The sequence below is a fragment of the Nocardioides piscis genome (assembly GCF_011300215.1).
Lineage (GTDB): Bacteria > Actinomycetota > Actinomycetes > Propionibacteriales > Nocardioidaceae > Nocardioides > Nocardioides piscis.
The window spans coordinates 3,309,862-3,322,567 of sequence record NZ_CP049866.1; the positions used below are offsets into that span (position 1 = coordinate 3,309,862).

Annotated in this window: 12 protein-coding genes and 1 pseudogene; 3 read left to right on the plus strand and 10 right to left on the minus strand. The window is 69.6% G+C overall.

Going from position 1 to position 12,706, the window contains the following annotated elements; genetic code table 11:
* Nucleotides 1-112: 112 nt before the first annotated feature.
* A pseudogene (aspS, locus tag G7071_RS16255) lies at nt 113-1,905 on the minus strand (aspartate--tRNA ligase).
* A gap of 115 nt (nt 1,906-2,020) precedes the next feature.
* On the opposite strand from aspS, the gene G7071_RS16260 reads away from it, so the two are divergent.
* Nucleotides 2,021-2,281: a hypothetical protein gene (locus G7071_RS16260; protein ID WP_166320436.1), complete on the plus strand. Its 261-nt coding sequence runs from the start codon at nt 2,021-2,023 to the stop codon at nt 2,279-2,281.
* Nucleotides 2,278-2,802, plus strand: a complete 525-nt coding sequence (locus G7071_RS16265; protein WP_166320437.1) for a hypothetical protein — start codon at nt 2,278-2,280, stop codon at nt 2,800-2,802. Before G7071_RS16260 ends, G7071_RS16265 begins: the two co-directional genes overlap by 4 nt.
* On the opposite strand, the gene hisS is transcribed toward G7071_RS16265, so the two are convergent.
* Nucleotides 2,766-4,130, minus strand: a complete 1,365-nt coding sequence (gene hisS / locus G7071_RS16270; RefSeq protein ID WP_166320438.1) for a histidine--tRNA ligase — start codon at nt 4,128-4,130, stop codon at nt 2,766-2,768. The genes G7071_RS16265 and hisS overlap by 37 nt on opposite strands.
* Nucleotides 4,130-4,801 (minus strand): MBL fold metallo-hydrolase, encoded by a 672-nt coding sequence (locus G7071_RS16275; protein ID WP_166320439.1) that lies wholly within the window; start codon nt 4,799-4,801, stop codon nt 4,130-4,132. The genes hisS and G7071_RS16275 overlap by 1 nt, the downstream gene beginning before the upstream one ends.
* 106 nt (nt 4,802-4,907) lie before the next feature.
* On the opposite strand from G7071_RS16275, the gene G7071_RS16280 reads away from it, so the two are divergent.
* Nucleotides 4,908-6,143: a DUF349 domain-containing protein gene (locus tag G7071_RS16280; protein WP_166320440.1), complete on the plus strand. Its 1,236-nt coding sequence runs from the start codon at nt 4,908-4,910 to the stop codon at nt 6,141-6,143.
* A 137-nt stretch (nt 6,144-6,280) separates the two neighbouring features.
* Here G7071_RS16280 and G7071_RS16285 read toward each other — a convergent pair whose 3' ends face one another.
* From G7071_RS16285 to G7071_RS16315, 7 genes are all read right to left on the minus strand, one after another.
* Entirely contained in the window at nt 6,281-8,518 is a 2,238-nt protein-coding gene (locus G7071_RS16285; protein WP_166321245.1) for a RelA/SpoT family protein, read from the minus strand.
* Nucleotides 8,519-8,624: 106 nt separating this feature from the next.
* A complete protein-coding gene (locus tag G7071_RS16290) occupies nt 8,625-9,140 on the minus strand; it encodes an adenine phosphoribosyltransferase (protein ID WP_166321243.1) in 516 nt (171 codons plus the stop codon).
* 49 nt (nt 9,141-9,189) lie between these two features.
* On the minus strand, nt 9,190-9,483 hold the full coding sequence (gene yajC / locus G7071_RS16295) for a preprotein translocase subunit YajC (protein WP_166320441.1): 294 nt from the start codon (nt 9,481-9,483) through the stop codon (nt 9,190-9,192).
* A 106-nt stretch (nt 9,484-9,589) separates the two neighbouring features.
* A complete protein-coding gene (ruvB, locus tag G7071_RS16300) occupies nt 9,590-10,702 on the minus strand; it encodes a Holliday junction branch migration DNA helicase RuvB (protein WP_166320442.1) in 1,113 nt (370 codons plus the stop codon).
* A gap of 4 nt (nt 10,703-10,706) precedes the next feature.
* Complete coding sequence (gene ruvA / locus G7071_RS16305) at nt 10,707-11,306, minus strand: Holliday junction branch migration protein RuvA (RefSeq protein ID WP_166320443.1); 600 nt, start codon at nt 11,304-11,306, stop codon at nt 10,707-10,709.
* On the minus strand, nt 11,303-11,824 hold the full coding sequence (gene ruvC / locus G7071_RS16310; protein ID WP_166320444.1) for a crossover junction endodeoxyribonuclease RuvC: 522 nt from the start codon (nt 11,822-11,824) through the stop codon (nt 11,303-11,305). Before ruvC ends, ruvA begins: the two co-directional genes overlap by 4 nt.
* A 92-nt stretch (nt 11,825-11,916) precedes the next feature.
* Nucleotides 11,917-12,705, minus strand: coding sequence for a YebC/PmpR family DNA-binding transcriptional regulator (locus tag G7071_RS16315; RefSeq protein WP_166320445.1), 789 nt, complete (start codon nt 12,703-12,705; stop codon nt 11,917-11,919).
* Between the last annotated feature and the right edge of the window lies 1 nt (nt 12,706).

The window sequence follows — 12,706 nt, forward strand, 5'->3', positions numbered from 1 at the left end:
GACCTGCGTCACGCGCCGGTGCGACCATATGTGACCCGGACCTCACTGGCGATCACCGACGAGTAACGATCCGGACACGGCTGTGCGCTCCGGCGACACATCCGCGGACGATTCAGCTGTTTGGCGAGAGATCCTTCGCCGGCGTCACATCCACGCCTGCTTCCTTGCGTTGCTGGATCGAGATGGGGGCGGGCGCCGAGGTGAGCGGGTCGAACCCCCGCCGGACTTCGGGAACGCGATCACGTCGCGGATGGAATCGGCTCCAGCCAGGATCGCGCAGATGCGGTCCATGCCCACGGCGATGCCGCCGTGAGGCGGGGCGCCGTACTTGAAGGCCTCCAACAGGAACCCGAACTTCTCCTGTGCCTCGTCCTCGTCGATGCCCATGACGGAGAAGACGCGCTTCTGCACGTCCTCACGGTGGATCCGGATCGACCCGCCACCGAGCTCGCTGCCGTTGCACACGATGTCGTAGGCGAATGCGAGCACCCGGCCCGGGTCGCTCTCGAGGTCGTCGAGGAACTGGGGCTGCGGGCTGGTGAAGGCGTGGTGGACGGCCGTCCACGCTCCCGCTCCCACCGCGACGTCGCCGCTCTCGACAGCCTCGCTGGCCGGCTCGAAGAGCGGCGCGTCCACGACCCAGGTGAAGGCGAAGGCCGACTCGTCGATGAGTCCGCAGCGCCGGCCGATCTCGAGCCGCGCGGCGCCCAGGAGGGCGCGGCTCGACTTCGGGGCGCCGGCCGCGAAGAAGACGCAGTCACCGGGCTTCGCGCCGACCTGCGCCGCGAGGCCGGCGAGCTCGTCCTCGGTGAGGTTCTTGGCCACCGGTCCGGTCAGGGTGCCGTCCTCCTGGACCAGGACGTAGGCCAGGCCGCGCGCGCCGCGCTGCTTGGCCCAGTCCTGCCAGGCGTCGAGCTTCTTGCGGGGCTGGCTGGCGCCGCCGGGCATGACGACCGCCCCGACGTAGTCGGCCTGGAAGACCCGGAACGGCGTGTCCTTGAAGTAGTCGGTGCACTCCACCAGCTCGTTGCCCATGCGCAGGTCGGGCTTGTCGCTGCCGAAGCGGGCCATCGCATCGGCATACGTCATCCGCGGGATGGGGCGTGGGATCTCGACGTCGATCAGGGCCCACATCTCCGCGAGCACCTCCTCCATCAGCACGAGGACGTCCTCCTGCTCGACGAACGACATCTCGATGTCGAGCTGGGTGAACTCCGGCTGGCGGTCGGCGCGGAAGTCCTCGTCGCGATAGCACCGCGCGATCTGGTAGTAGCGCTCCATGCCGGCGACCATGAGCAGCTGCTTGAACAGCTGCGGGCTCTGCGGCAGGGCGTACCAGCTGCCCGGGTGCAGCCGCGCCGGCACCAGGAAGTCGCGAGCACCTTCTGGGGTCGACCTGGTCAGCGTCGGGGTCTCGACCTCCACGAAGTCGTGGCGGTCGAGGACGTCGCGGGCTGCCTTGTTGACCTTGCTGCGCAGGCGCAGGGCGGCGTTGGGTCCGCTGCGGCGCAGGTCGAGGTAGCGGTGCTTCAGGCGCGCCTCCTCCCCCACGTCACCGCCCTTGGCGGTGCCGGCGTCGTCGATCGGGAACGGCAGCGGTGCGCTGGCGCTCAGGACCTCGACGGACGTGGCCACGACCTCGATCTGGCCGGTCGGCAGGCTGGGGTTCTCGTTGCCTGTCTTGCGGGCGACGACCTCGCCGGTCACCTTGAGGCAGAACTCGCTGCGCAGGCTGTGGGCGACCTCTTCGTCTCGAACGACCACCTGGACCACACCGCTCGCCTCGCGCAGGTCGAGGAACGCGACCCCACCGTGATCGCGACGGCGCGCGACCCATCCAGCGAGGACAACGGTCTGGCCGACGTGCTCGGCGCGCAGCGCGCCAGCGTCATGGGTGCGAATCATGCGGCGACTCTATCCGTGGTCCAACTTGGATCCACGGCTAGCCCCGACGGGGCCGCCCGACCTGGAACGTCAACGCAGCATTGACATTTTTCGAGCGTCAATAGAGTGTTGACACATGATGATGACATCCCGGATCACCCTCTCCAGCGGCGTCGGCCTCGTCCTCCCCGGGATGGCCCTCACCTGGCTGGGATCGGAGCTCGACGGTTTTCTGAAGGGCTTCTGCCAGGGCGCCGGCATCATGATGATGCTGTTGGGGGTCTGGCTGCTCGCTGCGCGCCTGCGTCGTCCGAGCACGGATGATCCCAACGCCATGTGGCTCCCGAGCCGCGATGCGGCAGGACGAGACGACGGCGCCGACCTGGACCGCGGATGAGCGAGATGGCCGCGGCGATCGGCGCCGCGATCCTCTCGGAACCGCCGCGAGTCGATCCGGACGACGGCACGGCACCACTGGAGATCGTGAGACGGGCGGCCCAGGCCGACCGGATCACGAGCGATCTCCTGAAGCAGTCCGTGGCGGCGGCGCGTGGGGGTGGCCAGAGCTGGTCGGCGATCGGCACCGCCCTGGGCCTGACGAGGCAGGCAGCCCAACAGCGCTTCGGCCGGGCGGAGACGACGGACGATCGACCCGACACACCGGTCGAACGCTGGCTCGGACCTGTGACCGTCTTCGACGAGCTGCCCGAGCTCGCGCTCGCGGGCTCGCTGGGCTGGCACACCGTGGGTGCCGGGATGCTGCGGCACCGGATGGTCAGGACCGCGACCCGTTGGGAGCACAAGCGAATCGCCTGGAGCGGGTCACTCACCCGCTACGAGCGCGACGGCTGGCAGGTCGGCTGTCGCGCGTTCCCGTGGATCTATCTGGTGCGCGACTCGGGCGAACCTGTGTCCTGACCCGCTCGGAGCACCTGCGGTCGCAGGTCTGCTTCGGGTGGGGTCCAGCTCGAGGGATCAGCCTCGACCTGCTCGCCGGACCGGATGTCCTTGACCTGGTGGGTGCCGTCGGCCTGGGTGAACCAGACGAACGGGATGCCCCGGCGCTCGGCCGCGCGGATCTGCTTGCCGAACTTGGCGGCGTCGGCGGACACCTCACAGGCGACGTCGCGAGCTCGCAGGGCGGTGGCGACCGCCGTACTGGAATCTCGGCCGTCCTCGTCGGTGACGGCGACCAGCACTGCGCTCGGGACCTTGCGGCTGCCGGACAGGACGCCGTCGGCGATGAGCGGGATCAGGGTGCGGGAGACGCCGAACGAGACGCCGACGCCCGGATAGGTGGTCTTGCCGTCACTGGCGAGCGCGTCGTAGCGACCACCCCCGCCGACGGACTTCAGGCGCTCGTAGCCGCTCATGAACACCTCGAGCACCGTGCCGGTGTAGTAGTCGAGGCCGCGCGCGATGCGCAGGTTGGCCTCGACGGTGACGCGCTCGGAGACCACCCCGGCGCACCCGTCGATGACGGCGGCGAGCTCGCGCAGGCCCTCGTCGAGCAGGTCGTCCTCGACGCCGAGTGCGCGCACCTGGTCGACGAAGCTGGTGTCACCGACCCGGATCGAGGCCAGCTGCAGGCACTGCTCGGCCTGCTCGGGAGTCGCCCCCGCCTGCTCGACGAGCTGCTCGGCGACCGCCTCGGCGGGGAGCTTGTCGAGCTTGTCGATGACCCTGATCGCAGCCGTCACGTCGGCGATGCCGAGGCCGCGATAGAAGCCCTGGATCAGCTTGCGGTTGTTGACCTGGAACGACAGCGGGGGAAGCGGTAGCGCACCGAGTGCCTCGACCATCACCCGCACCACCTCCACGTCGTGGTGGAACCCCAGCGTGTCGCGACCGACGATGTCGATGTCTGCCTGGGTGAACTGGCGGTAGCGCCCCTCCTGGGGTCGCTCGCCCCGCCAGGCGGGTTGGATCTGGAAGCGGCGGAAGGGGAAGTCGAGCTTGCCGGCGTTCTCGAGCACGTAGCGTGCGAACGGCACGGTCAGGTCGAAGTGCATCCCCAGCTCGGCCTTGGCGCCGGGCTCGGCCGCGAGGCGCTGGAGGACGAAGATCTCCTTGTCGATCTCACCACCCTTGGCGAGCCGGTCGAGGGGTTCGACGACCCGGGTCTCGATGTTGGCGAAGCCGTGCAGCTCGAAGGTCCGTGAGAGCGAGGCGATGACCTCGCGCTCGACGACCCGCTCCTCGGGAAGCAGCTCGGGGAACCCGCTCAGGGGTGCGATCTTCGCCATCAGAGGTCCTGGAGGTAGGGGTTGGTCGCCCGCTCCCGGCCGATGGACGTCTGCTCGCCGTGGCCGGGCAGGACCACGATGTCGTCGGCCAGGGGCAGCACCTTGGATGCCAGGCTGCGCAGCATCGTGGCGTGATCACCCCCGGGGAGGTCGGTGCGGCCGATCGAACCGGCGAACAGCAGGTCGCCGGAGAACATGACCTCGCTGATCTCCGCCTCGGCGTACGGCGTGCGGAAGGTGACCGAGCCCTCGGTGTGACCCGGCGTGTGGTCGACCACGAACTTCAGGCCCGCGAGCTCGAGCTCCTGGAGGTCCGCGAGCTCGCGGACGTCGTCGGGCTCCGCCCACTCATAGCTGCCCCCCAGCAGCATCTGGGTCGTCTCGCGGCTCATTCCCGCCATCGGGTCAGCCAGCAGGTGCCGGTCCTGGGGGTGTATCCAGGCAGTGGCGTCATAGGCACCAGCGACCGGGGCCACGCACCACATGTGGTCGACGTGACCGTGGGTGACGAGCACGGAGACGGGCTTGAGCTTGTGCTCGCGCACCACCTCCGCCACGCCGGCCGTGGCGTCCTTTCCGGGGTCGACGACGACGCACTCGGCGCCCGGTCCGGTGGCGACGACATAGCAGTTGGTGCCCCAGGGCCCAGCGGGGAAGCCGGCGATCAACACAGAGAGAGGTCCTTGCTGGCAGGTGGAGCCGGAGTGGAACGTCTCCGGGGTGCGCCAGCCTACCGAGGAACCCGCCGGCCCCTGCGGGTGACTACGATGGGCGACCATGAGCGCCGACAAGCAGTCCGACTGGGGCCGGGTGGCCGAGGACGGCACCGTCTATGTCAAGACGTCCGACGGGGAACGCACCGTGGGGCAGTACCCCGAGGGGACTCCCGAAGAGGCGCTGAAGTTCTACACCGACCGCTTCGACGCGCTCGCCTTCGAGGTGCACCTCCTCGAGCAGCGCATCGCCGCGGGCAAGCTCGCTCCCGAGGAGTCGATCACCCGGGTCAAGGCGCTGCGCGAGCAGGTCGTCGAGGCCAACGCGGTGGGCGACCTGACCGGGCTGGCCGCCAAGCTCGACGCCACCGCCCCGCTGATCGCGCTCCAGCGTGAGGCCAAGCGTGCCGAGAAGGCCAAGCGCACCGCTGAGTCGAAGGTGGAGAAGGAGCGCATCGTCGCCGAGGCGGAGAAGCTCGCCCAGGGCAACGACTGGCGCGCCGGTGCCAACCGGCTGCGTGACCTGCTCGACGAGTGGAAGGCACTCCCCCGCCTCGACAAGCCGACGGACGACACGCTGTGGAAGCGCTTCAGTGGCGCGCGCACCACCTACACGCGACGCCGCAAGGCCCACTTCGCCGAGGAGCACGAGCGTCGCGACAGTGCTCGCGTCATGAAGGAACGCCTGGCCAAGGAGGCCGAGGCGCTGGCGAGCTCGACCGAGTGGGGACCGACCGCAGGCAAGTATCGCGACCTCATGCGCGACTGGAAGGCCGCCGGACCTGCACCACGCGACATCGACGACGAGCTGTGGAAGCGCTTCCGTGGCGCCCAGGACGCCTTCTTCGGCGCCCGCGACGCCGCCAACGCCGAGCTCGACCAGGAGTTCGCCGCCAATGCCGAGGTCAAGGAACAGCTCCTCGTCGAGGCCGAGAAGCTCGTGCCCGTCACTGACCTCGATGCCGCCAAGAAGGCCTTCCGCGACCTGGCCGACAGGTGGGACGCAGCCGGCAAGGTGCCGCGCGACCGGATGAAGGACCTCGAGGGCCGCATGCGCAAGGTCGAGCAGGCCATCCGTGCTGTCGAGGATGACCAGTGGAAGCGCACCGACCCCGAGAAGTCCGCGCGCGCCGACGACATCGTCGCCAAGCTCGAGGCGGGCATCGCCGAGGAGCAGGCGAAGCTGGACAAGGCGCAGGCCGCCGGTGACTCCGCCAGGGTCAAGCAGCTCGAGGACTCCGTCGCCAACAAGCAGGCGTTCCTCGACATGGCTCGCCGGGCTGCCTCCGACTTCAGCTGAGCCTCGCCCCTCTGCACACGCGGGTGGTGTGGGCCTGTTGATGCTCCCACCCGCGCATGACACCGCATCAGCGACAACCAGACCACACCACCCGCCCGTGACCGGGGGCCTACGGTCCGGCGCGGGCGTGGGGACGATCAGCTGGTGACGCGGTAGGCGTCGAAGACGCCCGGGATGCCGCGGACGGCGCGGAGCACGCTGTCGAGGTGGGAGGCGTCGGCCATCTCGAAGGTGAAGCGGCTCTTGGCGACGCGGTCGCGGGTGGTGGAGAGCGAGGCGCTGAGGATGTTCACGTGCGCGTCGGAGAGCGCGATCGTGATGTCGGAGAGGAGGCGCGCACGGTCGAGGGCCTCGACCATGATGTTGACCAGGAACGTCGACTGCGACGTCGGCGCCCACTCGACCTCCAGGACCCGTTCGGGCTGGAGCTCCAGGCTGGCGGCGTTGGTGCAGTTCTTGCGGTGGACCGACACTCCCCCGCCCTTGGTGACGAAGCCCAGGATCGGGTCGCCGGGAACCGGGGTGCAGCACTTCGCGAGCTTGACCCAGAGGTCGTCGACGCCCTTGACCACGACACCGGAGTCGGTGCTGCTCGCAGCCGACCGGGAGCGCTTGGTGATCGTGACGCCCTCGGCGAGGTCCTCGGCCGCCCCGTCGTTGCCACCGTGCAGGTCGATGACTCGGCGTACGACCGCCTGCGCGCTGAGGTTGCCCTCGCCCACCGCGGCATAGAGCGCCGAGACGTCGTCGTGGTTGAAGTGGGCGGCCGCCTGCATCAGCGACTCGTGCGTCATCAACCGCTTGAGCGGGAGCCCCTCCTTGCGGATCTGGCGACCGATCTGGTCCTTGCCCCGCTCGATCGCTTCCTCGCGGCGCTCCTTGGTGAACCACTGACGGATCTTGGAGCGCGCCCGCGGGGACTTCACGAAGTTGAGCCAGTCCTGCGACGGACCGGCGCTGGGTGCCTTCGAGGTGAAGACCTCCACCACGTCGCCGTTGTCGAGCTGTGACTCCAGCGCGACCAGCCGACCGTTGACCCGGGCGCCGATGGTGTGGTGTCCCACCTCGGTGTGTACGGCGTAGGCGAAGTCGACCGGCGTGGCCTCGACGGGCAGCGGGATCACGTCGCCTCGCGGAGTGAAGACATAGACCTGCGCCCGGTTCATCTCGAACCGCAGCGACTCCAGGAACTCGCCCGGGTCCTCGACCTCCTGCTGCCAGTCCAGGAGCTGGCGCAGCCACGTCATGTCGTCGCCCGCCTGGGCGGACCCCGAGCGCGGGTCCGTGGTCGTGCCGGCCTTCGCGCCCTCCTTGTACTTCCAGTGGGCCGCGACACCGTATTCGGCGCGGCGGTGCATCGCGAAGGTGCGGATCTGCAGCTCAACGGGCTTGCCCTGCGGCCCGATCACGGTCGTGTGGAGGGACTGGTACATGTTGAACTTCGGCATCGCGACGTAGTCCTTGAACCGCCCCAGCACCGGGTTCCACCGCGAGTGCAGGACACCGAGGACCGAGTAGCAGTCGCGGTCCTCCTCGACGAGGACGCGGATGCCGACCAGGTCGTAGATGTCGGAGAACTCACGGCCGCCGACGATCATCTTCTGGTAGATCGAGTAGTAGTGCTTGGGCCGCCCGGTGACCTTGGCCTTGATCTTGGCCTCCCGCAGGTCGGCCTCGACGCCGGCGATCACCTCGGCAAGGAACTGGTCGCGCGAGGGCGCCCGGTCGGCGACGAGCCGGACGATCTCGTCATACATCTTCGGGTGGAGCGTGGCGAAGGCGAGGTCCTCCAGCTCCCACTTGAGGGTGTTCATGCCGAGGCGGTGCGCCAGCGGGGCATAGATGTCGAGGGTCTCGCGGGCCTTGCGCTCCTGGGTCTCGGACTTGAGGTAGCGAAGCGTGCGCATGTTGTGGAGCCGGTCGGCGAGCTTGATCACGAGCACCCGGATGTCGCGCGACATCGCGACGATCATCTTGCGGATGGTCTCGGCCTGGGCCGAGTCGCCGTACTGCACCTTGTCGAGCTTGGTCACTCCGTCGACCAGCACCGCCACCTCGTCGCCGAAGTCCTTGCGCAGCTCCTCGAGGGTGTAGGGCGTGTCCTCGACCGTGTCGTGGAGCAGTGCGGCCACCAAGGTGGGCTCGGTCATGCCGATGTCGGCCAGGATCGTGGTCACGGCGAGCGGGTGGGTGATGTAGGGGTCGCCGCTCTTGCGCATCTGCGTGCCGTGCATCTGCTCGGCGACGGCATAGGCACGCTCGATCAGCGCGACGTCGGCCTTGGGGTGGTTGGCCCGCACCGAGCGCAGCAACGGTTCCAGGACCGGGTTGCCGGTGGGCGGCTTCGCGCCGATGCGAGCGAGCCGCGCCCGCATGCTGCGGGCAGACAGCGGCACCGCTGACGCACGGTCCTGCGTCACGGGGGTGCTCGTCTCCTCGGCCATACGTCGGAGTCTAGTGAGGCAGCGGGCCCGGCCTGACCTAGACGGTGGTGATCGCGCTGACCGGCAGGTCGCCGAGCTTGGACCGGCCGCCGAGGAAGCCGAGCTCCATGAGTACGGCGACGCCGACACACGTCCCGCCACAGGCCTCGACCAGCTCCCGGGTGGCCGCGACGGTGCCACCGGTGGCCAGCACGTCGTCGACCAGCAGGACCCGGTCTCCGGGGGTGATGGAGTCGCGGTGGATCTGGAGGGTGGCGTCGCCGTATTCCAGGGAGAAGGCCACCTCGTGCGTCTCGCGCGGCAGCTTGCCGGGTTTGCGGACCGGCACGAAGCCGGTGCCGAGCGCGAGCGCGACCGGGGCCGCGAGGATGAAGCCACGCGCCTCCATCCCGACGACCTTGTCGACGAACGCTCCAGCCGCGTCGCGACCGAGGTCGGCGAGGGCCGCCGTGACGGCGCTGAAGCCGTCGTGGTCGGCCAGCAGCGGGGTGATGTCCTTGAACACCACGCCGGGCGTGGGGTGGTCGGGGACGTCGACCACCAGGCGCGCCATCGCCTTGCGGGCCGCCTCGATGGTGCTGGTCACGGCAGGCTCGACCACGTCAGGCGAGCGTTTCGGGATCGGTCGTGCCCGCCTGGGGCGAGTCGACGGCGCCGATCGCGCCGCGCACGACCTCGATGACTGTTCCTTCGGCGATCTGGAGCAGCGCGGTGTCCTCGGTCAAGGACTGGACGGTGCCATAGATCCCCGACGTCAGCATCACGCGCTGGCCGGGCTGCAGCTCTGCCTGGAGCTTCGCGGTCGCCTTCTGCCGGCGCGAGGCCGGACGCACGATCAGCAGCCAGAAGAGCAGCGCGAGCGCGACGAGGGGCAGGAATGAGGCGAGGTCGTTCAAGGATCACACCTTCGTGTCGGGAGGTCGGAGGCCCTGACGCTGCACCGGTCAGCTGTGGCGGTGGCCAGCACGGGAGTCTACGTCGACCGGGGTCGCAGCCCCGACTTCAGACGTCGTCGAAGAGGCTCGAGTCGGTGACCGGCATCGCGGGCGGGGTCAGCCCGAGGTGGGCCCACGCCGCCGGGGTCGCGACCCGCCCGCGGGGAGTCCTGGCCAGGAAGCCCTTGCGGACCAGGAACGGCTCGGCCACCTCCTCGACGGTCTCGCGCTCCTCCCCCACGGCCACGGCCAGCGTGGAGACCCCGACCGGGCCGCCGCCGAAGCGGCTGCACAGCACGTCGAGCACGGCGCGGTCGAGTCGGTCGAGGCCGGACTCATCGACCTCATAGAGCTCCAGCGCCGATCGGGCCACCCCGATGGTGACCACGCCGTCGGCCCTGACCTGCGCGAAGTCGCGCACCCGTCTCAGCAGCCGGTTGGCGATGCGGGGGGTGCCGCGTGATCGGCCGGCGATCTCGCTGGAACCCTCGGGGGTCAGGTCGACCCCGAGCATCCCGGCCGAGCGGTGCACGATCCGGTCGAGCTCGTGTGGCTCGTAGAACTCGAGGTGGGCGGTGAACCCGAAGCGGTCACGCAGCGGCCCGGGCAGCAACCCGGCGCGGGTCGTCGCCCCGACCAGGGTGAAGGGCGGGATCTCGAGCGGGATCGCGGTGGCGCCCGGGCCCTTGCCGATGATGACGTCGACCCGGAAGTCCTCCATCGCGAGATAGAGCATCTCCTCGGCGGGGCGCGACATCCGGTGGATCTCGTCGACGAAGAGCACGTCGCCCTCGTTGAGCCCGGACAGGATCGCCGCCAGGTCACCGGCGTGGGTGATGGCCGGGCCGCTCGTCAGCCGCAGCGGCACGTTCATCTCGGCGGCCACGATCATCGCCAGGGTGGTCTTGCCGAGTCCGGGAGGCCCGGACAGGAGCACGTGGTCGGGCGCCTTGCCGCGTCGCCGAGCGGCCTCGAGGACGAGGCCGAGCTGGTCGCGCACGCGCGTCTGTCCCACGACCTCGTCGAGGCTGCGCGGTCGCAGCGCCGCCTCGACGGCGCGCTCGTCACCGTCGGCGTCGGCGGAGGTGAGGCGCTGGAAGTGCGCTGCCTCGGCCGGAGTCAGCTCGCTCTCGGCGAGCTCGTCGTCGAGGGTCTCGTCGATGTCCTGGTCCCAGTCCATCGACTCAGGCCCTGCTCAAGGTGCGCAGGGCAGCCCGCAGCAGGGCTGGTATGTCGGGGGTGGCGCCGGCCTCGTCCGCGACCGCGTCGACCGCCTTGTCCGCCTCCTTGGCCGACCACCCGAGACCGACCAGGCCCTGGTGGACCTGGTCGCGCCACGGCTGACCGGGCCTCGGCGCCTGACCGGCCAGGCGCGGACCCGTGGGGGCGCCGATCCGGTCCTTGAGCTCGAGGATGATCCGCTGGGCGCCCTTCTGTCCGATGCCGGGGACGCGGGTCAGGGTCTTGACGTCCTCACCGGCGACCGCTGCGCGCAGGTCGTCGGGCGACAACACCGCGACCATGGCCTGGGCCACCTTGGGACCGACCCCGGAGGCGGTCTGGACGAGCTCGAAGACCTGCTTCTCGTCGTCGTCGAGGAACCCGAAGACCGTCAGTGAGTCCTCACGCACGACCATGCTCGTCGGCAGGGTGGCGTTGGCGCCGACTCGCAGCGTCGCCAACGTGTTGGGGGTGCACATCAGCTCGAGCCCGATGCCACCGACCTCGAGCACCGCGCTGGTGAGGGTGAGCGCCGCGACCTCGCCGCGGACGAAGGCGATCATGGTCGTCTCCCTGCTGCAGCCAGGGCTGCGTCGATCCGGGCCTGGGCGCCACCGCGCCAGATGTGGGTGATGGCCAGCGCCAGCGCGTCGGCGGCGTCAGCCGGCTTCGGGGGCGCGTCGAGACGCAGGATCCGCGTCACCATGGCGCCGACCTGGGCCTTGTCGGCGCGGCCGCTCCCCGAGACGGCGGCCTTGACCTCGCTGGGGGTGTGCAGCGCGACGGGCAGTCCCCGGCGTGCGGCCACCACGAGCGCGATGCCGCTCGCCTGCGCGGTGCCCATGATCGTGCTGGAGTCGGAGCGCGCGAAGACGCGCTCGACCGCGACGGCGTCGGGCTGGAACTCGTCGAGCCAGGCGTCGAGACCGCGTTCGATGGTGACCAGCCGCTGCGCGATGTGCTCGCTGGCGCTCGTGCGGATCACGTTGACGTCGATCAGGGTGAGCGGGCGCCCCACCGACCCTTCGACGACGCCGACACCGCAGCGCGTCAGACCGGGATCGATCCCGAGCACTCGCATGAGGTCAGCCTTCCGTCCGAACGTCTGTTCGGGCAAACGCTAACCCGTGCCGCCGGGGTGAGCGGACGCGACACGCAGGGACCGCTCCGGCGTCACTCCTCGTCGTCGTCGTCGAGCTGCGCCATCACGTCGTCGGGGATGTCGACGTTGGTGAAGACGTTCTGCACGTCGTCGAGGTCCTCGAGGGCATCCGCGAGCTTGAGCACCTTGACCGCCGCGTCCTTGTCGACCGGGATCTCCATGCTCGGCACGAACTCGACGTCGGCTGAGTCGTAGTCGATCGCGGCGGTCTGGAGCGACGTACGGACGGCGACCACGTCGGTGGCCTCCGAGATGACCCGGAAGGACTCGGCCTGGTCGTCGACGTCCTCGGCCCCGGCGTCCAGGGTCGCCTCGAGCACCATGTCCTCCGACACCTCGGAGACTGATCCGTCCTTCTCCTGCGACTTCGGCACGACGATGACGCCCTTGCGGGTGAAGAGGCGAGAGACCGAACCCGGGTCCGCGAGCGTGCCTCCGTTGCGGCTGACCGCCGTGCGCACCTCCATCGCGGCGCGATTCTTGTTGTCGGTCAGGCACTCGACCAGGAAGGCCACGCCGGCCGGGCCGTAGACCTCGTACATGATCGTCTCGTAGTTGACCCCAGTGCCTTCGAGGCCGCCGCCGCGCTTGACCGCGGAGTCGATGTTCTTGTTGGGGACCGACTGCTTCTTGGCCTTCTGCACCGCGTCGAACAGCGTGGGGTTGCCCGTGAGGTCGGGCCCACCCATCTTGGCTGCGATCTCGATGTTCTTGATCAGCTTGGCGAAGAGCTTGCCGCGCTTGGCGTCGATCGCGGCCTTCTTGTGCTTCGTTGTCGCCCACTTGGAATGGCCGGACATC